The sequence below is a fragment of the Streptomyces sp. WZ-12 genome (assembly GCF_028898845.1).
In the GTDB taxonomy this organism is placed as follows: domain Bacteria; phylum Actinomycetota; class Actinomycetes; order Streptomycetales; family Streptomycetaceae; genus Streptomyces.
In genome coordinates this window covers 2,460,373-2,483,318 of record NZ_CP118574.1, presented here as the reverse complement: position 1 = coordinate 2,483,318, position 22,946 = coordinate 2,460,373, and the positions used below count along the sequence as shown (strand labels likewise).

Genomic DNA, 22,946 nt, shown 5'->3' with positions numbered 1-22,946 from the left:
TCTGAGCCACCACCGACCGAAGGGGACCGCGTGCGGTACACACTGTTCGGCAAGACCGGCCTGCGGGTGAGCGAACTGGCCCTGGGCACCATGACGTTCGGCGAGGACTGGGGCTGGGGCGCGGCCAAGGACACCAGCGCGCGCCTCCTCGACGCCTACGCCGACGCCGGCGGCAACTTCCTCGACACCGCCAACAACTACACCGGCGGCACCTCCGAGACGATCCTCGGCGAGCTGCTCGCCGGCCGCCGGGACCGCTTCGTGCTGGCCAGCAAGTACACCTGCGCCACCGCCGAGGGCGACGTCAACGCCGGCGGCAACCACCGCAAGAACCTCGTCCGGTCCGTCGAGGCCAGCCTGCGCCGGCTCACCACCGACCGGCTCGACGTGCTGTGGGTGCACGCCCGGGACAACTTCACCCCCGTCGAGGAGGTGATGCGCGCCCTGGACGACCTCGTGCGGTCCGGCAAGGTGCTCTACCTCGGCGTCTCGGACTGGCCCGCCTGGGAGATCGCCCAGGCCAACACCCTGGCCGAGCTGCGCGGCTGGACCGCCTTCGCCGGCTCGCAGCTCCGCTACAACCTGCTGGAGCGGACCGTGGAGCGCGAACTGCTGCCGCAGGCCCGCGCCTTCGACCAGGCGGTCCTCGCCTGGGCCCCGCTCGCCGCCGGCAAACTCACCGGCAAGTACCGGCGCGGCGAGTCCGGCCGGCTCGACGGCCACGACGGGGACAACCGCGCCGACCACAACGAGGAGGAGACCGTCACCGCCGTCCTGGAGATCGCCGAACAGGGCGGTTGGAGCCCCGCCCAGGTCGCGCTCGCCTGGCTGCGCCAGCGCCCCGGCAACATCGTCCCGATCATCGGCGCCACCAAGGAGCACCAACTGGCCGACAACCTCGGCAGCGTCGACGTGGTGCTCGACGCCGACGCCCTGGCGCGACTCGACGCCACCAGCGCGGTTCCGCTCGGCTTCCCACACGCCTTCCTCCGCGAACCGGGCATCACCCAGACCGTTTACGGCGACCGCTGGTCGGCCATCGAGGACCGCCGCTCCACCTACCGGCGCACCGTCCACGACATCCGCTGACGCCGCCGCACGCCCCGTCCCCGGCTACGCCGAACGCGCCCGCCCGGATGCCCGGCCCAGGCGGCTGCGGTCTAGTGACGGTGGGCGGTCGGACGTCGCCCGGTCCCCGTGCCGAAGGAGACGTGCGATGAGGAACCCCGTCAGCGTGGCCGGCGTCGCGGCCGGCGTCGCCCTGGTCGTCGCGGCGCTCGGCGGATGCGCCAACCAGGGTGGCGGGACGGCCCCTTCGCGGACCCAGACGCCGTCGGCCACCGGCCCGGTCACCGCCAGCGCCGCGCCGACCACCCCGCCGCCCGGGCCGGTCGCGGTGCACGCCCGCTCCGGGCCGCTCGGCACCCTCCTCGTCGACGGACAGGGCCGCACGCTCTACCTCTTCGAGGCGGACGGGGAGCGCGAGTCGACCTGTTACGGCGCCTGCGCCGAGCGTTGGCCGCCGGTGCTGGTGAGCGGGGCGCCGACGGCCGGCGCCGGGGTGAAGAAGGAACTGCTGGGGACGATCACCCGTCGGGACGGCGGCCGGGAGGTCGCCTATGACGGGCAACCGCTCTACTACTTCGACGGGGACAAGCGGCCCGGCGACGCCAAGGGCCAGGGCGCGGACGACCACGGCGGGAAGTGGTACGTCCTGGCCCCCTCGGGCGACCGGATCACCAAGCCGGCACCGAGCGCCAGCCCCAGCGGCGGGCGCTGACCGCGACGACGAAGCCCCCGGCCCGGTGACGAGCAACTCGTCACCGGGCCGGGGGCTTTGGGGGTGGGGCCGCGGGTCGTGGCGCGGGCCAGCGGGCGCTACTTCAGGGCGCTCCGCTGCTGCCACTGCTGCCAGTTCTCCTGCCAGACCTCCAGGCCGTTGCCGACGTCGGTCTTCGCGGTGCTGCTGCTGCCCTTGACCTCGACCGTGGAGCCGATCGTGAGGAAGTCGTACGCCTTCTTGGCGTCCGAGGTCGTCATGCCGAAGCAGCCGTGGCTGTTGTTGACCACGCCGATGGACTTGTTCCAGGGCGCGGAGTGCAGGAAGGTGCCGGACGCGGTGAGGTGGGTGACCCACTTCGAGTCCAGCATCCACTGGTTGCCGTAGCCGATGGTGGCGGAGTCCATGGTCTCGGAGGCGTTCTTGCTGCGGACGGTGTGGATGCCGTTGCGGGTGGGGGCCTCGGGGGAGCCCGCCGAGCCCTTGATGGTGTCGACCGGCTTGCCGTTCTCGTACAGGGTCATGCTGTGCGAGGGCACGTCGATGACGGCCTTGTGGTCGGCGCCTATCGCGAAGTCGAAGTCGTAGTCCCGGGCGAAGTAGCGGCCGTCGCCGGAATCTATCCCGCCCAGCGCGCCCTTCACGGAGACCTTGGTGCCGCTCGGCCAGGGGTCCTTGGGCCGCCAGTCGATCCGGTCGCTGCCGTCCCAGTCCGTCACCCAGCCCCAGGCACCCTCCACCTTCGGCTGGCTGGTGACCGTCAGCGCCTTCTCGACCTCGGCGCGCTTGTCCTTCGCCACCTTGTGGTCGAACTTGATCGAGACCGGCATGCCGGTGCCGACCGTCTGGCCGTTCCCCGGGGTGTTGGTGAGCTTGTTGACCTTGTCCGGCTGCTCGGTGGTGAAGGTCGCGGTGGCCTTGGACTCCTTGCCGCCGGTCGACTTCGCCTCGGTCTGCACGGTGTAGGTGGTCTTCGGCCGGACCTTGCCCTCGGACGTCCAGGACCCGCCGTCGGCGGCCAACTTGCCGGGAACCTTGGCACCCTTGTCGTCCTTGACGTCGACCGCGGTCAGCTTGCCCCCGTCGGCCTTGACGGATATCGGCGAGCCCAGTTTCGCGGCGGTGCTGCCGCCGGCCGGGGAGACGGTCACCTTGGCCGTCGGCTCCGCCGCCCGGGAGGAGTCGGCGCCGTTCCCACACGCGGTCAGCAGCAGCCCCGCGGCGAGCGCGGCGGGTATCAACCGGGCGGTGTGGCGACGTGTTCCGGCGTGCACGAGGGTCCCTCCAAAGCTGAGCAACGGACGGCGGCGGAGCCCGTGGCATCCGCCGCACTGATGTAGACGGTTTGTCCGCTTCAGCGGTTGTGCGGTGCATCGGTTTATTAGGACACAGTTCGATATCGAAGCGGGGCTACGTCGGGAACGCGCCATCGGTGCCCACCTCCCGGCCCGGCCGGTCCTTCCGCGTGCTCCCGCGCGGGCTCCGTGCGTACCGTGGTCTGAAGGGCACTTTCGGCCCCGCGCCCCGCAGGAGACAGCGTGAGCCAGATGCGCGGCCCGGCTGCGGCCGGCCCCCGGAACCCGGCACCGCACGGCGCCCCGTCCGCCCTCCGCGGCTGGGCGGAGGCCCTCGGCACCGCCGTGGCGGGCCTGCTCACCATGGTGCTGATCGCCGCGCTCGGCCTGTGGGCGGCGGGCGCGGCCGGGCTGCCGAACGGCGCCTTCCCCGCGGTGGTCGCGGCCGTCGTCGTCGCCGCGGCCGGCGGCTCGCTCGACGCGACCGGCAACGCCGGGGTGATCGCCCAGGCCCATGCCGCCGTCGACGCCGTACCGCTGTCGGTGACCCTCGCCGGCGCCCTGGTCACCGCCGCCGTCTTCCTGCGGCCGCTGCGCCACCGCGCGCTCGCCCCGGCCGGCGAACTGCTCGCCCGGATCGTGCGGACCGCGGTGTGCTGGCTGGTCCTGCTGCTCCTGCTGGCGCTCGCCGCCCGGCACACCTTCACCATCAGCGTCGGCAACGAGATCGCCGACCGGATCGGCGCCCTCCTCGGCACCACCCCGACCGTCGGCTTCCGCGCCGACATCCCCGCCACCCTCGGCTACGGGCTGCTGTGGCTGCTCGCCGTCCTGGTGCTGACCTTCCTCGTCTCCCGCAAGGTCCCGCTCTCCCCCCGGCTGCTCCGCTTCCAGGACTCCGTCCGCCCGGCGGCCTTCGCGATGGTGCTGACGCTGCTGGTCTACGTCGCGCTCGGGCTGGTCGTCGGCATCGTCGAGTTGATCACCCGCGGCGACCCGGCGCGGACCCTCGCGGCGATCCTGCTCGGGCTGCCGAACCTGGCCTGGCTCGCGCTGGGCATCGGCACCGGCGGCGCCTGGACCGGGCACGTCGACGCGGCCCTCGGGCTGCCGCTGCCGCACGTGTTGGCGCAGGCGCTGCGCGGCCACGGGGAGCGCACCCTCGACCTCGGCTCGCTCGGCGCCCAGGACGGGCGGTACTGGCTGCTGGTGGCGGTGGCCGCGGTGGTCTTGCTCGGCGCCGCGTACACCGCGGCGGTCCGCGCTCCGGCCCGGACGCCCGCCTGGCGGCACGCCCTGGTGATGGCGGTGGCGCTCGCGCTCACCCTGCTCGCGGTCGGGCTGCTGACCCGGATCGACGCGCACTACGGGCTCTCCCTGATCGGCGTCGGCGACCTCGGCGGGGACCTGGGCGACTCGGTCACCCTGGTACCGCAGCTCGGGCGGCTGGTGGCGGTGGGCGCGGCCTGGGGGCTGGTCACCGGGTTCATCGGCGCCCTGGCGGCGCGTCGGGCCCGGCACCCCGGAGAGGCCCGGGACGCCAACCAGGCGCGGCCACGGGGAGGTTGAGCCACTCCCGGCCGCGCGGGCACGCCGTCGGCCGGCCTGGGAAGCGGCGTCAACGGGTGGTTGGCGTCCTGACCCGCGCAACCCACCGCATTCGACCGGTAATTCGGGCGCGCTGGACGCATCCGGCCGCTCGGTCACATTTCCGTGCTTACGGCCAATTTCCTTTCCCGGAACGTCGGTTACTCGCGCGGAACGGCACAGGTCAACTAGGGTGAGCGCCCCGACCAGGGCCCGGGTTCCTTCTTATTCACCTACCTCGTGAAGGCAAGGCAGAGATGGCACGACTCGCGCGACGATCCCCCCAGCACATTCCCCGGCAGCGGTCCCATCCGGTCGATACCGTCCTCCCGTTCGGGAAACTCGCCCTCTACGGATTCCAGCACGTACTGGCCTTCTACGCCGCCGCGGTCATCGTCCCGATCATGCTCGGCAACGCCCTCGGGCTGTCCCGCGAGCAATTGGTCTACCTCATCAACGCCGACCTCTTCACCTGCGGAATCGCCTCCGTCATCCAGGCGTTCGGCATCTGGAAGATAGGCGCCCGACTGCCGCTCGTCCAGGGCGTCACCTTCACCGCGGTCTCGCCGATGATCGCCATCGGGCTGGGCGCCGGCGGCGGCACCGCCGGGCTGCTGGTGGTCTACGGCGCAGTGATCACCGCCGGTATCGCCACGTTCCTTTTCGCCCCGTTCTTCAGCAAGTTGGTGAAGTATTTCCCGCCGGTGGTGATCGGCACGATCCTCACCATCATCGGCCTGACCCTCATTCCGCAGGCGCTCCAGGACGCGGCCGGCGGCGCCCAGTTGAGGGGCGGGCCGGAATTCGGCGACCTGAAGAACCTCGGATACGCGCTGGGCACCCTGCTGTTCATTCTCGTGCTGGTGCGGATCGGCAAGCCGCTGCTGAGCAGCGTCGCGGTGCTGCTCGGACTGGTCGGCGGCACGGCCGTCGCCTGGCTGCTCGGCGACGCCGATTTCGGCGCGGTGGGGAATGCCGACTGGTTCGGCGTCAGCACGCCGTTCCATTACGGAATGCCCAAGTTCGAGCCGTTCCCGATCCTCGCGATGGTCGTCGTCATGCTGATCACGATGGTGGAGACCACCGGCGACGTCTACGCCATCGGCGAGATCACCGGAAAGCCGGTCGGCAATGACACCGTCGCCCGGGCGCTGCGCGCCGACGGCGTCGCCACCGTCCTCGGCGGGATCTTCAACTCCTTTCCCTATGTGGCGTTCGCCGAGAACATCGGCCTGGTGCGGATGTCGAAGGTGATGAGCCGGTTCGTGGTGGTCGCGGCCGGCGGATTCATGATCGTGCTGGGGCTGTTGCCCAAGGCCGGCTCGGTGGTCGCCGCGATCCCGCACCCGGTGCTCGGCGGCGCGGCGCTGTCCATGTTCGGCATGGTCGCCGCGGTCGGCATCCAGATCCTCGGCAAGGTGGACCTGCGCGAGGAGCGCAACGCCCTGATCCTGGCGGTCAGTTTGGGCGCCGCGTTCCTGCCCACCGCGGTGGCGCCGTTCTTCGCGCGGATGCCGCAGGGCGTCCGGGCGGTGCTCGACAGCGGCATCACCCTCGGCGGCCTGACCGCGATCGCCCTGAACCTCCTCTTCAATGTCTTCACCCGCCGCACGTCGCTGGAGATCGACTGGGACGAGTTCGCCGAGGACGAGGACGAGGGCGGGGCGGGGGACGAGGGCGACGACGGGGTCCGGGCCGGGGGCGGGTTCGGGGCCGGCGGGGCGCACGCGCCGACCGGGCCCGGGACCGCCCCACACGCCCCGGGCGGGTACTGACCCGACGGCGGTCGGCGGGCGGAACCGCCGTCCCGCCCGCCGTCCCGCCGCCTCAGCGCACCGAGTTGAACGGCGGCGCCTCGCCCGCCTCCCCGATCAGCTCCCAGAAGTGGTCGACCAGCCGTCGCAGATACGCCGACCGCTCGGCCGCGATCTCCTTCAGCCGGGCGTCGCCGCTCCGTCCCACCACATGCCCCATGTACCGCTCGGAGAAGTCCGCGAACTCGCCGTGCATGGTGCGCAGCGCATCGCTCACCCGCGTCCGGTTCAACGTGGTGATCTCGGTGATCGGGGCGATGTGCGACTTCCAGCGGCCCTCGATCGCCGCCCGCAGATGCCCGGCCAACTCCTCGAACCGCCCCATCACGCCGATCAGTTCGCGCAGCGACAGACCCAACGCCTCCACCAGCGCCTTGGTTTGCCGGTAGTCGCCGTGCCACTGGTTGGCCGCCTCCGCGGCCCGGTACGCGTCCGGGTCCATCCCCACCCGCTGCGCGAGCCGCTCCACGCTCACCTGCCGGGCCATCCGGTGCTCGGCCAGCGACCGCGGCTGCACCCCCATCAGGACCGCCGGTGGGCACCACAACACATTGGCCAGCGCGAAGAGTTGAGGTTCGGTGGGCGTCAGGGAGCCGTACTCCCACGCCTCGACCGCCTCGGGGTGCACCGGCGCACCGCACGCCGCCATGGACTGGGCGACCTGAAGCGTGGTCAGGCCCACCCGGGCCCGCGCGGATCGGGCCTGAACGGGGGAGAACGGAACGCTGTTCACGTACGCGACACCTCGCTGCACCCGGCGAGGAGAGGGTGCTGGGGGATGAGGAAGGGAGCGGACATGGAGGAACATCCAGGGGCGGGCAGATTAACAGACCAGAGAGAGGTACGAACCTCCAGGTCAGAACTCCCGTACCGGGTAGGGCCGATGGGCCGGTACCGACCAGGCGGTAGCGCCCGTCGAAGCCCTCGCGGCGGCGGGACGTAATGAAGGTGTTACGTGGATGAAGGTGCGGTGTCACAGTGATCCCCGAGGCTGGCGGGTGCCGATGGGCCTTGCCGAGCGGGGTCGGTCGGTGTACACCTGACATTCGGTCCTCCCCCCACAATCCGATCAGGATGGGACCCTCACCTATGCGATACACGCTCGACCGCCACCGTGCGGTCCGGTGCCCGCAGTTCGCCGTGCCGGGCGCGCCCGCCGGGGCCGCGCTCCGTCGTGCCGCCCTCCGTTCCGCCGCGAGAAGACGCACGCCGGCGCAGCTCAGACTGTCATGCATCTGACAATCGCCGCGCGGTGAGGCGGCGCGCCCCACGCGACCGTCGCCCACCCCCCCCGCCTGATTGTCACCGTCCCCACCCCGCGCGCACCCGGAGCCGCCGGCCCGACCAGCCGGCCCGCGGCGCCCCAACCCGCCGCCGCGCCAGGGCGGTTGCTCCGCCCTGCTCGCGTACGGCCACCGGGACCGACGCCCCATGGACCGTCAACGCCCCCGGTCGCCACGCCGTGCGACCGGACGGCACCGCCGGCCCGAGGGACGTCGCGTGCCGGCCTCCGCGTGCCCCGCAGTCAAGAAAGGACCACGCCAGGTGCTCACTTCGCACCACGCAGACTCCCAGGGCGCACCCACCGCTCTGCTCGGCGGAACGGACCACCCCACCCCACCCGTCACCCACCCCGCCGGCCACGTCCTGGTCGTCGGCACCCCGGGCCCCCGTCTGGAACGCCTCGCCCACACCCTCCGCGCCACCGGCCACGACGTCAGCCACGCCCCGCCCGGCGAGGCCGGCCCCCGCGTCCGCCAGACGCCCCCGGACGCCGTCGTCGCCCTCGACGAACCCGACGCCCGGCACGCCGTCGACGTCATCCGCGAGGTGCGCACCGTCCCCGCCGGCCGGGCCCTGCCGCTCCTGATGGTGACCGGCACCCCCGGCCCCGCCGGCGTCGCCGACCTGCTGCGCCAGGGTGCCGACGACTGCATACCCGAGGTCTCCGATCCGGATGAACTCTCCGCCCGCATCGAGGCCAAGCTCCGCCGCGTCCCCGTCCCCGTGGAGCAGTTGCTCCGGGACCCCCGCACCGGCCTCTACTCCGGTCCGCACTTCCTCGACGAGCTCGACCGCGAGCTCAAGCGCCCCGGAGCCGCCCGGCACGGCGGCGTCCTCGCCGTCATCGGCGTCGCCGAACTCGCTGTCCTGGAGGACCGGTTCGGCCCCCGCATCCGCCGTGAGGTCGCCGAGCGCCTGGCCGGCGTCGCCGACCGACTCGGCGGCGTCTGCGACCGCCACGGCCGCGACGACGACGGCCACCTTCTGATGCTCCTCCCCGGCGTCGACGAGGAGGCCGCCCTGCGCAGCCTGGACGCCCTCGCCACCACCGCCGCCGGCACCCGCTTCGTCGTCGCCGACGAGCACGTCCGCCTCACCCCCGCCATCGGCTGGCTCCCGCTCACCCACGCCACCGATGCCGCCGATGCCGTCGACCAGGCCCGCGACGCGGCCCGCGAGGCGCTCCGCCACCGCGACCTGCGCCCCGTCCGCTACGCCCCCTGGATGCGGGAGAGCCCGAACCGCCACCGCCGGCCCCCGCTGCGCGCGTTGTTCCGCCCCGCGCTCTCCGCGTTCTCCCCGATCCTGGCGCTGCTCCTGGGCATCGGTGCGCCGTTCGCCCTCTACCAGCAGGCGTACCGGGCCGGTTGGGACCTCGGCTCGGTCATGTACTGGGTGGTGGTCGCCGGACTGGTGCTCTCCGCGCTGCTGATCATCCTCGAATGCCTCTACGCGCTCGACGCCCCGGCCCGCCCGGAACTCCCCGGCGCCCCCTACCCACCGGCCAGCGCCGTGATCGCCGCGTACCTCCCCAACGAGGCCGCCACCATCGTCGAGACCGTCGAATCGTTCCTGCGCCAGGACTACCCCGGCGGCCTGGAGATCGTCCTCGCCTACAACACGCCGCACCCCCTGCCCGTCGAGGACACCCTCCGCGAGATCGCCGCCCGCGACCCCCGCCTGGTCCTGCTGCCGGTCGCCGGCAGCACCTCCAAGGCGCAGAACGTCAACGCCGCCGTCAGCCGCGTCCGCGGCGAGTTCGTCGGCATCTTCGACGCCGACCACCACCCCGCCCCGCACGCCTTCCGCAACGCCTGGCACTGGCTCTCCAACGGCTACGACGTCGTCCAGGGCCACTGCGTCATCCGCAACGGCGACAGCTCCCGCATCGCCCGGCTCGTCGCCGTCGAGTTCGAGGCGATCTACGCGGTCAGTCACCCCGGTCGCACCCGGCTCCATGACTTCGGCGTCTTCGGCGGCTCCAACGGCTTCTGGCGCACCGACGTCCTCGCCCGCACCCGGATGCACGGCTCCATGCTCACCGAGGACATCGACTCCACCCTCCGCGCCCTGACCCGCGGTTCGCGCATCGCCGTCGACCGCACCCTGCTCTCCCGCGAACTCGCCCCCACCACCCTCACCGCCCTGTGGAACCAGCGCTCCCGCTGGGCCCAGGGCTGGCTCCAGGTCTCCCTCAAACACCTCTGGCGCGGCCTGCGTTCACCAATCTTGACGGCGCGTCAAAAATTCGGCCTGCTCGTGCTGTTGGGCTGGCGCGAGATCCAACCCTGGCTGACCCTGCAGATCCTGCCGATCCTGCTCTACGCGTCCTGGAAGGCCGGCGGCATCGACCACCTCAACTGGGCGGTCCCGGTCTGCGTCCTCGCCCTGCTCCTCACCCTCGGCGCCGGCCCCGTCCAGGCCCTCTTCGCCTGGCGCCTGGCCGTCCCCGAACTCCGCGCCCGCCGCCGCTGGTTCTGGTCCTACCTCCTGGTGTCGACCGTCTTCTACAGCCACTTCAAGAACATGGTCGCCCGCCAGGCCCACCTCAAGGAGGCGCTTGGCGACCGGCGGTGGCGGGTCACCCCCCGCGCCCAGGCCGCCAAGGCGGTGGCCCGCCGATGACCACCGTCACCGCCCCGCCCCTCCAGGCACGCCCCCGCAAGGGCGCCACGCGCCGCCGTCCCCCCGGCGACATCGACGGCTTCCGCGGCCTGGCCGCCCTCAGCACCGTCGCCTTCCACGTCTGGCAGCAGTACAGCTCCTACGACGCCGGGGGCACCCACCCGCCGGTCGACAACCCCCTCCTCAACGCCGTCCTCTCGCTCGAAGTCATCGACCTCTTCTTCGTCCTGTCGGCGTTCCTGCTGACCCTCTCCTACGCCCGCGCCGCGATCGACGGCGGCTCCACCCGCCCGGCCCGCGCCTTCCTCTTCCGCCGGGCCATCCGCATCCTGCCGCTCTACGTCCTCGCCGTCCTCGTCGTCTGGGCCACCCGCAACCCCACCCTCCCCGGCAACTGGCAGGACCTCTTCGAGCACCTCACCTTCACCCACGTCTTCGACCAGGAACGGATCTTCTACACCCTCGGCCCCACCTGGTCGCTCTCCCTGGAGGTGCTCTTCTACTTTGTCCTCGTCGGCCTCGGCCCGCTCGCCGTCCGTGCCTGCCGGCGCCTGCGCCGCCGCGGCAGCCGGGTGGCGCTCTGCGCGGCTGGCTGCCTCCTCCTCTTCGCCGCACCGCTGGCCTGGATCACCGTCGCGCACTACGCCCTGGGCGTCCCGCACACCGACTGGGTCGCCTACTTCGGCCCACAGGCCCGCTTCGGCGGCTTCGCGGCCGGCATGGGGCTGGCGGTGGCCCTGGCCGCCCTCGGCGACCGGGCCCGCCTCACCCCGCGCACCGCGCTCACCCTCACCGCCCTCGCCCTGGCCGGCCTCTTCGGCCTCTCCCTCCAGTCCGACGCCGAGGGCTTCACCTTCACCTACTACCACCCCATCGCCTCCGCGCTGTGGCTGCTGCTCCTCTTCAGCACCCTCCACATCCGCCAACGGACCTTCTGGAACCGCTTCCTGACGGTCCGTTGGCTCACCGCAGTCGGCCTGATCAGCTACAGCCTGTTCATCTGGCACGAGCCGGTCATGCTCGTGCTGCACACCGTCGGACTGCTGCCGCTGGGCGCGGCCGGCTTCCCCTGGGCCCTGTTGATCGTGCTGGCCGCCGCGCTCGTCGCGGCCACCGCCAGCTACTGGCTCATCGAATACCCGGCCAGCCTGCTGGGTCGCCTCAAGGACGCCCAGGGTCGGCCGCGGGACTTCTACCCGGAGCCGGCCCTGCGGTGAGCGAGGGCCGCGTCGGGGCCGCGCCGTATCCGCGGCGCGGCCCCGACGCCGGCTCCTACGCCCCTTCCTTGAAGAGCGTCCCCAGGCGGTACGCAAGCGCCCGCCGCACCTGGGCCAACGACCGCCGCCCGTGCAGCACATCGCCGCCCAGCCCCACCGCCGCGGCCACCAGCAGATCGGCCTCCAGGCGCAGGTCCAACCCCGGCGTCAGCCGCCCGTCGTCCCGCGCCATGCCGAGCAGCGACGCCACCAACTCCTCCAGCGGATGCTCCCCGGGCAGGAACACCCGCGCCAGCGCCGGATCGGTCAGGCTGCGCGCGTAGTACGCCGCGAACACCCGCAGCGCCGCGGCCCGTTGGGCGTCCAGCGGCAGGAACTCGTCCAGCACGTCCCGCAGCAGCGCCCGCGGATCCGCCGGATCGAAGCGGATCCGGGCCCGCGCGATCCGCTCGTTCTCCTCGTGCAGTTGCCGCAGCGCGTCCACCAACAGCCGGTGCTTGTCCGCGAAGTGGTACTGCACCGCCCGCACCGACACCCCGGCCTCCGCCGCCACCTCCCGGATGCTCGCCGCGTGCAGTCCGCGCTCGGCCGCGATCCGCCACACCGCCTCGATGATCCGCCGCCGCTTCGCCGCCGCCGCGGCCCCGGGCGCGCCCGCCTCCCCGCTGGGCACCGGAGGGGGTGGGACCGGCGGATTCCTCCGGCGTCGATACGCCCGGCCCTGGCAACTGCGCGAGCAGTACACCGCCGGCCGGCCCCGCCCCGCCGGCGCCAACGCCGCCCCGCACACCCGGCACGCACGCCCCTTTTCCACTCGCTCCGCCCCCACCCGGCACCTCGCAAATACTGTGACGTAAAGCCAACTCAGCAGCCACAGAGCCTAATACGACACCGCATCCATTGGTACGTTCGTAACGTCCGGCCCCGGAGGCGCCCTTCGCCCCGGCCTCGCCGGCCTTCCCTCTTCCCCTCCTCGGCAAGGAGTGCCATGAAGTACGACGTCCTCCAGATAGCCGGCATGGCCCTGACGGTGATCTCCGCCCAGGCCGCCGTCCGCCTGCTCCTCGACCACGGCAACACCGGTCTGCTCGGCTGGCTCGGCGCCGGCTTCCCGGTCCTGCTCGCCGCCTACCTCGCCGTGACCGCCGTCGGTGTCCTGCTCACCGGCTGGTCCCACACCCGCGCCAAAGTACTCGGCCGCCGGAAGTGATCCGGCGGCCGAGTGCGGGCGGGGGAGCGGGCGGCGTCAGCCCACGTGGACCCGTGGCCGGCGCCGCAGGTCCGGCTCGGCCCGCCGCAGCACCTCGCGGGTGACCGGGGCGACCTCGCCGTCACCGAACACCAGGAACCGCAGCAGATGGCTGAACGGATGGCCCTCGGTCCAGTTGAAGTAGATGTGCGGCACCTGGCCCGTCCGCTCCCGCAGCCGCATCAGCACCGCCGCGATGGTGTTCGGCACCCCGGCGCCGGCCACCCGCAGGATCCGGGTGCCGTGCCGCTCCACGCCGTGCACGTGCAGTTCGGCGGAGAAGTCCGACGAGTCCTCGACCAGCACCTCCAGGAACAACACCGGCCCGCCGTCGGGGATATGGGTCTCCTCGCGCTGGCTGTACTCCTTCGCCCGGTAGTCCTCCTCGTTCCGCTCGTCCGGCTCGTTGGCGATCACCCGCAGCGGGCCGGCCGCCATCGCCTCCTCGATCAGCCGCTCCGCGGTCGCGTCGAACACCACGTCCGCGGCGCGCAGTTCGAAGGCCCGGTGCACCCGCGAGGCGAACGACGTCAGCAGGATGCCGACGATGAACAGCAGCGCGATCTTCAAACCGTCCGGCCGCTCGATGACGTTGGTGACCAGGGTGTACCCGAAGACCAGGGTGATCGCCCCGAACCCGATGGTCGCGCCCCGGTGCCCCCGGTGGCGCGCGGCGACGGTCGAGGCGAACGACGCCGACAGCATCAACACCAGCACGCCCGTGGCGTACGCGCCGCTCTGGCCGTCCACGCTGGCGTCGAAGACGATCGTGATCACGAACGCGATGGCCAGGAAGATCAGCACCAGCGGGCGCACCGCGCGGGTCCACTCCGGCGCCATGCCGTACCGCGGCAGATAGCGCGGCACGAGGTTGAGCAGCCCGGCCATCGCGGACGCCCCGGCGAACCACAGGATCGCGATGGTCGAGATGTCGTAGACCGTCCCGAACGCCTCACCGAGGTTCTGGTGCGCCAGATACGCCAGCGCCCGCCCGTTGGCCGCCCCGCCGGGGGCGAACTCCCTCTGCGGGATCAGGATGGTGGTCGCCAGGCTGGACAGCAGCAGGAAGCCGCTCATGATCAGCGCGGCGGTGGTCAGCAGCCGACGGGTGTCCCGGATCCGGCCGGCCGGCTTGGCCGGGTCGTCCCCGGCGCCCCCGCGCACCTGCGGCATCACCGCCACCCCGGTCTCGAAACCGGACATGCCCAGCGCCAACTTCGGGAACACCAGCAGTGCCACGGCCACCATCGCCAGCGGCGAGGAGTGCTGCGCGGTCGTCGCCTCCCACCAGTTGCCGATCGCGATCGGGTGCGACAGCACCTGCGAGACCGACGCGGCCAGCACGACGACGTTGAGCAGCAGATAGACGCCGACCAACGCCACGGCGATCCCGATCGCCTCCCGGAACCCCTTGAGGAACACCGCCCCCAACGCGGCGAGCAGCAGCAGCGTGATCCACAGGTTCGCGCCGTGCAGCGCGGCGGGGGCGAAGGGATTCTCCACGACGTGCGCCGAGGCGTCCGCCGCCGACAGCGTCATCGTGATGACGAAGTCCGTGGCGGCGAACCCCAACAGCACCAGCACCAGCAACTTCCCCGCCCACCAGGGCAGCAGCCGCTCCAGCATGGCGATCGAACCCTCGCCGTGCGGGCTCTCCTTGGCCACCCGCCGGTACACGGGCAGCGCGCCGAGCAACGTCAGCGCGATCAACACCAGGGTGGCGAACGGCGACAACAGCCCGGCCGCCAGCGCCGCGATGCCCGGCTGGTACCCCAGCGTCGAGAAGTAGTCGACACCCGTCAGGCACATCACCCGCCACCAGGAGTGCCCCTTGTGCTCGGCGGGCGGCGTGCCGTGCGGTCCGGGGTGCCGGGCCGCCTGTTCGCTCAGCCCGTCCAGCAGCCAGGACCGCCACCTCGGTGCGGCGACAGCGGGCGGTGGAGTGGGGTCCACCTGGGTACTGGTCATACGGCCACGTCCTGCCGATCGTCATGCGTGCCACCGACTGCCGTGGGCGGCCGGTGGGTTGGCTCGGTTGATGGGGTTGGGGGTGGGGGGAGAGGCGTAGGGGGGAGCGGCGAGGCGTGCCCGGCGCTCCGCGTCGCGGGACCGACCAGACGCGGGCCCGGTAGGGCACGGACCGGGTGAGGCGCGCACACGGGTCCGCTAAGGGTCGATTCCGCCCAACTCGCCACCTCTTGTTGTCGCCTGTCGCTTCCAGCCCGTGTCGTCCCCCGGGAACCCCCGGGCAACGAGGAGCGAGTATGCAACACGCTTCCGTGCGCCATGCCCCCAGGGGCGCGTCCAGGGGCATCCCGTGTCCTTCGGTGTCCATCTCCCCGGCGTCAGGACCGCGTCAGAAACCCTCCGCCCGCCATACGCGCGGCGTTAAGTTCCGCGCCGAACCAGCCCCCGGCCCCCCGACCCGCGCACCCTGGCACCAGCCCCCGCTCGTCGAGCCCCCGCCCGCGCCCCCGTCGCCCCGTGCCCCGTCGCCGGGCAGGCCCCAGGAGGTGTTCCCATGGCCGCGCTCCACCGCCTCCTTCCCCGCCCACCCGCCACCCGGCACGAACGCCCCCACCGCCACACCCACCCCGCGCTTCCCCCGCCCCGCCCCCCGAGGACCGCGCCTCCTCGCGGGGCGGTCGGTGCGGGTGGCGCCGGCGGCCGACGACCTCGGCCGGGATCTCGCCCTGCCGGTCGGCGCCGCCGCCTCCGCGGTCGCGGTCACCACCCTGCTGGTGACCGGCCAGGCCACCCACTTCGCGTTCTCGCTCGTGGCGTTCGCGCTGCTGACGGTCGCCATCGCCGCCGCGGCCCGGCCCCGCGTGGTCCCCGCCGTCCTCCTCGTCTCCTGGATGTTCTTCGACGGCTTCGTGGTGCACCAGCACGCGGAACTGGGCTGGCAGCAGACCGACCGGACGAGCTTCTGGATCCTCGCGGGCGCGGGCCTGTCCGGCGCGGTCTGCGCGGCGACCGCGCGCGCCGCCGGAACGCGACGGGCCCGGCGCCAGGGCGCCGCTGCCCCATCGGACAGGCCCCGGGACGCCGACTGACCCGACCGCACCCCTGGCGGTCCGGCGGTCCGGCGGTCAGTGGTGGCAGCGGTGGTGGTGCCGGCGGCCGCGGGCGCACCGCGCCGCGAACGGGAGGGGGCAGCGGCGGGCCCCGGGGGAGCCCGGCGCGGCGAGGAAGCCGAGGCCGATGCCCAGCATCCAGGTGTCCTTGGCGAGCGGGATGCCGTTCTGGGTGGGGCGGAGGCTGCCCGGTTCGCGCATCCCGGGCAGGCGCAGGTAGAGGCCGACCAGGCCGCCGGCGAAGCCGGTCAGGGCCAGGCCCGCCAGCCGGGTCGGGACGAACGGGGCGAGCAGCACGCCGCCGATGGCGATCTCCGAGGCGGACAGCAGCCGCGTGAACTGTTCCGCGGGCAGCTTCGACAGGAACGGGTACGCCGCACACGCCATGCCGTGCACGGCCTCGGCGGTCTCCTGGTCGGCACCCCACTTGGTGAGCCCGGAGTTCAGGAGGAACGCGCCGGTGGCCAGGCGGGGGGCGATGTCGCGGGCTTCGGGCACCTGCATCATGGCAGCCTCCTTCAGGCGGAACGGAGGGGAACGGGCGCGGTCGGGCGCCGTGGTCGGACGGGCGGCGACGCGGGTGCGCGGCGGGGGTGGTCCGGGGCCGGTGGGTGGCCCCGGACGTGGCCCTTTGCCCTGCGAACGAGGTTAGCGAGGGGCGGGTGGGGCTGCATCCGGTGCGCGGGGGCCCGGTGGTCAGGGCGTCGGGTCGTCCCACTGGGCGAGGAGGGTGTCGACGCCGCCGTCGTCGTCGGGGCCGCCCGACGGGTGCGACTCGTCGAGGGTCTGCTCGGTCCAGATGACCTTGCCGCCCGGGGTGTAGCGGGTGCCCCAGCGCTGTGCGAACTGGGCGACCAGGAACAGCCCGCGGCCGCCCTCGTCGGTGGTGGCGGCCCGTCGCAGGTGCGGGGAGGCGCTGGTGCCGTCGGAGACCTCGCAGATCAGGGCGCGGTCGTGCAGCAGGCGGACGCGGATGGGCTGGGCGCCGTAGCGGATGGCGTTGGTGATCAGCTCGCTGAGGATCAACTCGGTGGTGAAGCCGATCTCGTCGAGCCCCCAGGACTCCAGGGTCCGCATGCAGGCGGAGCGGATCGGGCCGACGGCCGCGGGGTCGGAGGGGACCTCCCATTCGGCGATCCGGTCCGGGGCGAGGAGCCTGGTGCGGGCCACCAGCAGGGCGATGTCGTCGCTGGGGCGCTGGGGCAACAGGGCTTTCAGGACGTCGCCGCAGGTCTGTTCCGGCGAGCGGTCCGGACCGCCGCGGGCCAGGGTGGTGCGCAGCAACTCCAGGCCGGTGTCGATGTCGCGGTCGCGGTTCTCGATGAGCCCGTCGGTGTAGAGGACGAGCCGGGAGCCTTCGGGCAGGGTCAGTTCGGCGGTCTCCACGGGCATGCCGCCGCCGAGGCCGAGCGGTGGGGCGACCGGCACCTCGGGGAAGGAGACCGTCCCGTCCGGGTGGGCCAGGGCCGGCCCGGGGTGGCCCGCCCGGGCCAGGGTGACCCGCCCGTCCGCCGGGTCGTAGATGGCGTAGAGGCAGGTCGCGCCGGTGATGCCGGCGCCGCTGTCACCGACCAGGGAGCTCTCCGCGTCGGACGCGGACGGCGGTGACGGGACGGAGCCCTCGGCCCCCGCGGCGGCCCGCGCCCCGCCGCCACCTGACACCCCGTCATCAGCGCTCCCCGGCCCCGTCTCCCCGCCCCAACTCCCGCCGCCCCGCTCGTTGGTGCGGGCCTCGTCCGTGTCGATGTGGTTGACGAGTTCGTCGAGGTGGCCGAGGAGTTCGTCGGGCGGGAGGTCCAGGGCGGAGAAGTTGAGGACGGCGGTACGGAGGCGGCCCATGGTGGCGGCGGCGTGCAGCCCGTGGCCGACGACGTCGCCGACGACCAGGGCGACCCGGGCGCCGGGCAGCGGGATCAGGTCGAACCAGTCGCCGCCGACGCCGGCTTGGGCGGGCAGATAGCGGTGCGCCACCTCCAGGGCGGACTGTTCGGGCAGCGCGCGCGGCAGCAGGCTGCGCTGGAGGGTGATGGTGGTGGCGTGCTCGCGGGTGTAGCGGCGGGCGTTGTCGATGGAGACGGCGGCCCGCGCGGCGAGTTCCTCGGCGAAGGACAGGTCCTCGTCGCCGAACACCTCGGAGGTCTCGGCGCGCCAGAAGTTGACCAGGCCCAGCACCACTCCGCGGGCCCGCAGCGGGACGGCGATCAGGGAGCGGATGCCGTTGTCGAGGATGCGCTGGGTGTCCCCGGGGTCCTGGGCGCGCCACTCGTGCTCGGCGCGCAGGTCGGGGATGACGACCGCGCGGGCGTCGGCGAGCCCGGCGGCGACCGGGCTGTTGGCGACGAAGCGGATGCGTTCGCCGACGCGGTAGACCGCGGAGTCCTCGGGGACGCCGCGGACCGCCAGTCGCCGCATCGGGGCGGGCCACCGGGTCGGTTCCTCGCCGCGCAGCACCGGCTCCAGCAGCTCGACGGAGACCACGTCGGCGAAGTGCGGCACCGCGACCGTGGCCAGTTCCTCCGCGGTGCGGGCGATGTCCAGGGTGCTGCCGATCCGCATCCCGGCGTCGTAGAGCAGCTTCAGGCGGCGCTGGGCGATCTCGGCCTTGCCGGTGAGTGCCTGGAGTTCGGTGGTGTCCCGCAGGGTGACGGCGGTGCCGGGGAGGCCGCCGTAGGGGGCGGTGGGGCGGATGTTGACGGCGAGCAGGCGGTCGCCGGCCGGGTGCACCTCGTCGGTGGCCGCGCGGCCGGAGGCCAGCAGGTCGGCCATGTCGGGTTCCAGGCCGAGCTCGGTGATCCGACGCCGTTCCGCGTCCTGGGGGAGGGCGAGCAGCCGGCGGGCCTCGTCGTTGGCGAGCAGCAGTCGTCCGTCGCCGCCGATGATGAGCACGCCCTCGCGGACGGCGTGCAGCACCGCGTCGTGGTGGTCGTACATCCGGGTCATCTCGGCCGGGTCCAGGCCGTGGGTCTGGCGGCGCAGCCGGCGGCTGACGAGGGCGGTCCCGACGGTCCCGACGACGAGGGCGCCGACGGCGCTGACGATCAACAGCGGTCGCCGTTGCAGCGCCCACTCGTTGGTCCGCTGCACCTTGATGCCGGCCGCGATCAGGCCGACGACCCGGCCGTCGGCGTTCTTGACGGCGACGGTGCTGTCCACGGCGCTTCCGAGATGGGAGGCGGAGGTGGTGGTGTACGTCCGCCCGCTGAACGCCGGGGCGTAGTTACCGGGGACGTGCTTGCCGATCAGCTCCGGGTTGGGGTGGGTCCAACGGATGCCGGACGGGCTGAACGCGACGAGGTAGTCGAGGTCGGCTTCCTTGCGGGCGGCCTCGGTGCGGGGCTGCAGTTGGGCGGTGGGATCGGCGGACTCCATGGCGGCGGCGGTGCCGGGGGCGTGCGCGAAGGCCAGCGCGGCGACGGCCGAGCGCTGTTTGGCCTCCTGGAGGCTGGCCTGTTGGGCCTGAAGGGCGAGCGTCGCTCCGGCCGCCGCGACGAGCAGCGCGATGAGCGCGATCTGGAGCACGAGCACCTGTCCCGCGACGCTGTGCACGTTCAGCACCGAGCGAAGACGGCGCCCTACTTCACCTTTTCGCCCGAAAAATTCCATCACTCGCCATATGTAGCACTGTGGCCCCTTGCCGGGCGATCGGCTGCGCCGACGTCATAAGCCTTCCTTTTGGAATGACAAAGCGCCTTCATGAGGGCAAATTTGGTCGGATGTGCGCTGTCGCGGGCACCGGCTGGGGTGCGTCCGGACCTCTACGGGTGACCTGCCGAACACCGATTCCACGCGGCGTAGCGACGGTACGACGGAAGGTAGTCGCACAGGCGTCCGGCGGCGGGGGTTCGGGGCACCGAGCGTTTCCGGCCGGGGGGTCGCCAACAGGCCGTTGCGGACGGCCGTTTCCTGGTCCGACGATCCCGTTCGTCCCGCGTGCCACCGGCCGTGCGCCGGCCGGCCGGCATGCCCGCTGTTGCCCAAGGAGGTCCCAGTGAACGACCGGATGACGCTCGCCCCGGATGCCGCACGGCAACTCGCCACCACCACCAAGACCACCCCCCAGATGCGCGGCATCACCCCGCGCTATCTGCTGCGCGCCCTGCCCTGGGTGGACGTCGAATCCGGTGTCTTCCGTGTCAACCGCCGCCGCACCTACGTCCTCGGCGACGACCGGGTCAGCACCTACCAGGACGGCGACACCCACCGCGTCATCCCCGGCGACCTCCGCGAACTCCCGTACCTGCGCGAGATGGACGACGCGCTGCTGACCGAACTCGCCGGCGAGTTCACCATGATGACCTTCGACACCGGTCAACTCCTCGCCGAGAGCGGTGAGGTGACGAACAGTCTGTTCGTCATCGTGCAGGGCCGGGCGGAGAAGCGGGCGCGCGGCCGGTACGGCGAGGACGCGCTCCTCGAAGTCGTCGGCGACGGCCAGTTCTTCGACCTCGACGCCTGGACCCGGTCCGCGCCGATGCCGTACCGGGTCACCGCGGTCACCCCCGGCACCGCGCTCTGCCTGGACCGCGCCGCCCTCGCCCGGCTCGGCGACCGCGCCCCGGCCCTGCGCGCCGCGATGGACGCCTACCGCGCGGCGGACGGGGTGCTGCCGGGCAGCGAGGTGCCGTTGGACCTCAGCTCCGGGCACAGCGGCGAGCCCGACCTGCCGGCGACCTACGTCGACTACGAGGACGCGCCCCGCGAGTACCACATGAACCTCGCCCAGACCGTGCTGCGCGTCCACACCCGGGTCTCCGACCTCTACAACGGCCCCATCGACCAGACCCGCGCCCAGGCCAACCTCACCGCGCACGCGCTGCGCGAGCGACAGGAGGCCACCCTCCTCAACCACCCCGAGTACGGCCTGTTCAACAACGTCGCCCCCGGTCAGCGCGTCCAGGCCCGCACCGGTGCGCCCACCCCGGACGACCTGGACGAGCTGCTCACCCGGGTCTGGAAGCAGCCCGGCTACTTCCTCGCGCACCCGCGGGCGATCGCCGCGTTCGGGCGGGAATGTACCCGGCGGGGCGTGCCCCCGGTGATCGACACCAGCTTCGGCAGCCCGCTGCTGACCTGGCGCGGGGTGCCGCTGCTCCCCTCCGACAAGGTGCGCTTCTCCGGCGGTGCGGAGACCGGCACCACCGAGATCCTGCTGATGCGGGTGGGCGAGGCCGAGCAGGGCGTGGTCGGGCTGCGCCCGGCGAAGGTCGCCGACGAGATCGAACCGGGCCTGGCCATGCGGAACATGGGCGTCGACAAGAAGGGCATCACCTCGTACCTGATGACCGCGTACTTCAACGCCGCGGTCCTGGTCGAGGACTCCCTCGCGGTCCTCCAGAACGTCGAGGTGTCCCGTTACCATGACTACGCCTGACCTGCTGGGATACCCGTCGACCGGGTCGGGCGCGCGGAGCCTGACGGGTGCGACGGGAGTCCCCACCACCGCGGCCCCCGCGCCGGACACCGGCTCCCCGGTGCCCCCGCCCGCGTCGACACCGTCCCCGGAGGCCACCGGCGCCAGTTGGCCGGGCGCCACGCCCCCCGGCGTCGGAATGACGGGCCGTCAAGCCTCCCAACAGCCGTCCTTCTCGCCCGAGTTGGCGCGCCGGGACGTGCCGATCCTGCACCGGACCGTCAACGGCAAGCCGCTGGTCTGGCTCGACAACGGGGCCACCACCCAGAAGCCCCGCCAGGTCATCGAGGCGGTGTCCGGCTTCTACGGGGCGGGCAACTCCAACATCCACCGCGGCGCGCACGCCATGGCCCGTGAGGCCACCGAGGCGTACGAGGGGGGTCGGACGGCGGTCGCCCAGTTCCTGGGCGCGGGCTCCCCGGACGAGATCGTCTTCACCCGCGGCACCACCGAGGCGATCAACCTCGTCGCGCAGAGCTGGGGACGGGCCAACCTCGGCCCCGGTGACGACATCCTCGTCCCGGTGTTGGAGCACCACTCCAACATCGTGCCCTGGCAGATGGTGGCCAAGGAGACCCGCGCCCGGGTGGTGCCCGTCCCGCTCCGCCCGGACGGGCAGATCGACCTCGACGCCTACGCGGACCGGCTCTCCATGCGGACCCGGCTGGTGGCGCTCAGCCAGGCGTCGAACGTGCTGGGCACCGTCCCGCCGGTCAGGGAGATGACCGCACTGGCGCACCGCTACCGGGCCAGGGTCCTGGTCGACGGCGCCCAGGCGGTGGCCCACTTCCCGGTCGACGTGCAGGACCTCGACGCCGACTTCTACGTGTTCTCCGGCCACAAGCTCTTCGCCCCCACCGGCATCGGCGCCCTGTACGCCAAGCCGGAGATCCTGGAAGCGATGGCGCCCTGGCAGGGCGGCGGCAACATGATCGAGTCCGTGTCCTTCGACCGGACCGACTTCGCGCCCGTCCCGCACCGCCTGGAGGCCGGCACCGGACACATCGCCGGGGTCGTCGGCCTGCTCGCCGCGGTGAACTGGCTGACCGGCTTCGACCGGCCCGCCGTCGCCGCGTACGAGACCGAACTGCTCGGCTACGCCCAGCAGGTCATGGCGACCGTCCCCGGGCTGGAGCTGCTCGGCTCGGCGCCCGACCGGATCGCGGTGCTGACCTTCAATCTGGCCGGCCACGACCCAGCGCGGATCGCGGACTGGCTGGACCGCGACGGGATCGCCGTCCGGGCCGGCCACCACTGCGCCCAGCCGGCGCTGGCCCACTACGGCGTACAGAGCGCGGCCCGCGCCTCGTTGGCCCTCTACAACACCCCGGAGGAGGTGGACCAGCTCGTCGAGTCGCTCCAGCGGCTCCAGAAGTCCGGCTGAGGCGGCGGGTGTTCCCGTTGTCCCGCTCACGTTGATCCGCACCCGCGGTGTGTAGGGTGGGGGGCTGCGAAGGGGAGTAGCCCCGCAAACCGGTCGTCGACACACTGGAGCCGCCCGCGGTTCCCGGTGGCCGGGCCCACGCAGTCACTGCGCGGGCGGGCGAGACCTTCGGCCCTTTGTCGACGATTCTTCAAGGACACGTCGGCGGGGTCGAAGCCGTGCCG

Annotated in this window: 16 protein-coding genes; 10 read left to right on the top strand and 6 right to left on the bottom strand. The window is 72.8% G+C overall.

Going from position 1 to position 22,946, the window contains the following annotated elements:
* Window positions 1-30: 30 nt before the first annotated feature.
* Both PV796_RS10370 and PV796_RS10365 read left to right on the top strand, forming a co-directional pair.
* Complete coding sequence (locus tag PV796_RS10370) at window positions 31-1,089, top strand: aldo/keto reductase (RefSeq protein ID WP_274912658.1); 1,059 nt, start codon at window positions 31-33, stop codon at window positions 1,087-1,089.
* Window positions 1,090-1,216: 127 nt separating this feature from the next.
* On the top strand, window positions 1,217-1,780 hold the full coding sequence (locus PV796_RS10365; protein WP_274912657.1) for a COG4315 family predicted lipoprotein: 564 nt from the start codon (window positions 1,217-1,219) through the stop codon (window positions 1,778-1,780).
* A gap of 98 nt (window positions 1,781-1,878) precedes the next feature.
* Here PV796_RS10365 and PV796_RS10360 read toward each other — a convergent pair whose 3' ends face one another.
* Window positions 1,879-3,054 carry a L,D-transpeptidase gene (locus PV796_RS10360; protein WP_274912656.1) on the bottom strand — a complete coding sequence of 392 codons (1,176 nt, stop codon included), beginning with the start codon at window positions 3,052-3,054 and terminating at the stop codon, window positions 1,879-1,881.
* A 264-nt stretch (window positions 3,055-3,318) separates the two neighbouring features.
* On the opposite strand from PV796_RS10360, the gene PV796_RS10355 reads away from it, so the two are divergent.
* Window positions 3,319-4,644, top strand: coding sequence for a streptophobe family protein (locus PV796_RS10355; RefSeq protein ID WP_274912655.1), 1,326 nt, complete (start codon window positions 3,319-3,321; stop codon window positions 4,642-4,644).
* Between the two features lie 275 nt (window positions 4,645-4,919).
* Window positions 4,920-6,437 carry a nucleobase:cation symporter-2 family protein gene (locus PV796_RS10350; RefSeq protein ID WP_274912654.1) on the top strand — a complete coding sequence of 506 codons (1,518 nt, stop codon included), beginning with the start codon at window positions 4,920-4,922 and terminating at the stop codon, window positions 6,435-6,437.
* Between the two features lie 52 nt (window positions 6,438-6,489).
* On the opposite strand, the gene PV796_RS10345 is transcribed toward PV796_RS10350, so the two are convergent.
* Complete coding sequence (locus tag PV796_RS10345; RefSeq protein ID WP_376570006.1) at window positions 6,490-7,125, bottom strand: transcriptional regulator; 636 nt, start codon at window positions 7,123-7,125, stop codon at window positions 6,490-6,492.
* A gap of 896 nt (window positions 7,126-8,021) precedes the next feature.
* Between PV796_RS10345 and PV796_RS10340 the strand changes: the two genes are divergently transcribed.
* A complete protein-coding gene (locus PV796_RS10340; protein ID WP_274912652.1) occupies window positions 8,022-10,385 on the top strand; it encodes a glycosyltransferase in 2,364 nt (787 codons plus the stop codon).
* Window positions 10,382-11,602, top strand: a complete 1,221-nt coding sequence (locus PV796_RS10335; RefSeq protein WP_274912651.1) for an acyltransferase family protein — start codon at window positions 10,382-10,384, stop codon at window positions 11,600-11,602. Before PV796_RS10340 ends, PV796_RS10335 begins: the two co-directional genes overlap by 4 nt.
* A 55-nt stretch (window positions 11,603-11,657) precedes the next feature.
* Here PV796_RS10335 and PV796_RS10330 read toward each other — a convergent pair whose 3' ends face one another.
* Window positions 11,658-12,275 carry a TetR/AcrR family transcriptional regulator gene (locus PV796_RS10330; RefSeq protein WP_274912650.1) on the bottom strand — a complete coding sequence of 206 codons (618 nt, stop codon included), beginning with the start codon at window positions 12,273-12,275 and terminating at the stop codon, window positions 11,658-11,660.
* Window positions 12,276-12,590: 315 nt separating this feature from the next.
* Here PV796_RS10330 and PV796_RS10325 point away from each other — a divergent pair, with 315 nt between their 5' ends.
* Window positions 12,591-12,812 (top strand): hypothetical protein, encoded by a 222-nt coding sequence (locus PV796_RS10325; protein WP_274912649.1) that lies wholly within the window; start codon window positions 12,591-12,593, stop codon window positions 12,810-12,812.
* 36 nt (window positions 12,813-12,848) lie between these two features.
* Here PV796_RS10325 and PV796_RS10320 read toward each other — a convergent pair whose 3' ends face one another.
* Window positions 12,849-14,819 carry an amino acid transporter gene (locus tag PV796_RS10320; RefSeq protein ID WP_274912648.1) on the bottom strand — a complete coding sequence of 657 codons (1,971 nt, stop codon included), beginning with the start codon at window positions 14,817-14,819 and terminating at the stop codon, window positions 12,849-12,851.
* 545 nt (window positions 14,820-15,364) lie between these two features.
* Here PV796_RS10320 and PV796_RS10315 point away from each other — a divergent pair.
* Window positions 15,365-15,907 carry a hypothetical protein gene (locus PV796_RS10315; RefSeq protein ID WP_274912647.1) on the top strand — a complete coding sequence of 181 codons (543 nt, stop codon included), beginning with the start codon at window positions 15,365-15,367 and terminating at the stop codon, window positions 15,905-15,907.
* 36 nt (window positions 15,908-15,943) lie between these two features.
* Here the strand turns inward: PV796_RS10315 and PV796_RS10310 are convergent, their stop codons facing one another.
* Together PV796_RS10310 and PV796_RS10305 are read right to left on the bottom strand one after the other, a co-directional pair.
* Window positions 15,944-16,435 (bottom strand): hypothetical protein, encoded by a 492-nt coding sequence (locus PV796_RS10310; protein ID WP_274912646.1) that lies wholly within the window; start codon window positions 16,433-16,435, stop codon window positions 15,944-15,946.
* 189 nt (window positions 16,436-16,624) lie between these two features.
* Window positions 16,625-19,483, bottom strand: coding sequence for a SpoIIE family protein phosphatase/ATP-binding protein (locus tag PV796_RS10305; RefSeq protein WP_274912645.1), 2,859 nt, complete (start codon window positions 19,481-19,483; stop codon window positions 16,625-16,627).
* Between the two features lie 433 nt (window positions 19,484-19,916).
* On the opposite strand from PV796_RS10305, the gene PV796_RS10300 reads away from it, so the two are divergent.
* Together PV796_RS10300 and PV796_RS10295 are read left to right on the top strand one after the other, a co-directional pair.
* Window positions 19,917-21,299: a family 2B encapsulin nanocompartment shell protein gene (locus PV796_RS10300; protein WP_274912644.1), complete on the top strand. Its 1,383-nt coding sequence runs from the start codon at window positions 19,917-19,919 to the stop codon at window positions 21,297-21,299.
* Window positions 21,286-22,722 carry a SufS family cysteine desulfurase gene (locus tag PV796_RS10295; protein ID WP_274912643.1) on the top strand — a complete coding sequence of 479 codons (1,437 nt, stop codon included), beginning with the start codon at window positions 21,286-21,288 and terminating at the stop codon, window positions 22,720-22,722. The genes PV796_RS10300 and PV796_RS10295 overlap by 14 nt, the downstream gene beginning before the upstream one ends.
* Window positions 22,723-22,946 lie beyond the last annotated feature (224 nt).

Excerpts from the sequence above, each read along its gene's own strand:
- PV796_RS10325 (WP_274912649.1), top strand. The coding sequence starts at position 12,591 with ATGAAGTACGACGTCCTCCAGATAGCCGGCATGGCCCTGACGGTGATC.
- PV796_RS10320 (WP_274912648.1), bottom strand. The coding sequence starts at position 14,819 with ATGACCAGTACCCAGGTGGACCCCACTCCACCGCCCGCTGTCGCCGCA.
- PV796_RS10350 (WP_274912654.1), top strand. The coding sequence starts at position 4,920 with ATGGCACGACTCGCGCGACGATCCCCCCAGCACATTCCCCGGCAGCGG.
- PV796_RS10295 (WP_274912643.1), top strand. The coding sequence starts at position 21,286 with ATGACTACGCCTGACCTGCTGGGATACCCGTCGACCGGGTCGGGCGCG.
- PV796_RS10335 (WP_274912651.1), top strand. The coding sequence starts at position 10,382 with ATGACCACCGTCACCGCCCCGCCCCTCCAGGCACGCCCCCGCAAGGGC.
- PV796_RS10310 (WP_274912646.1), bottom strand. The coding sequence starts at position 16,435 with ATGATGCAGGTGCCCGAAGCCCGCGACATCGCCCCCCGCCTGGCCACC.
- PV796_RS10345 (WP_376570006.1), bottom strand. The coding sequence starts at position 7,125 with ATGGCGGCGTGCGGTGCGCCGGTGCACCCCGAGGCGGTCGAGGCGTGG.
- PV796_RS10365 (WP_274912657.1), top strand. The coding sequence starts at position 1,217 with ATGAGGAACCCCGTCAGCGTGGCCGGCGTCGCGGCCGGCGTCGCCCTG.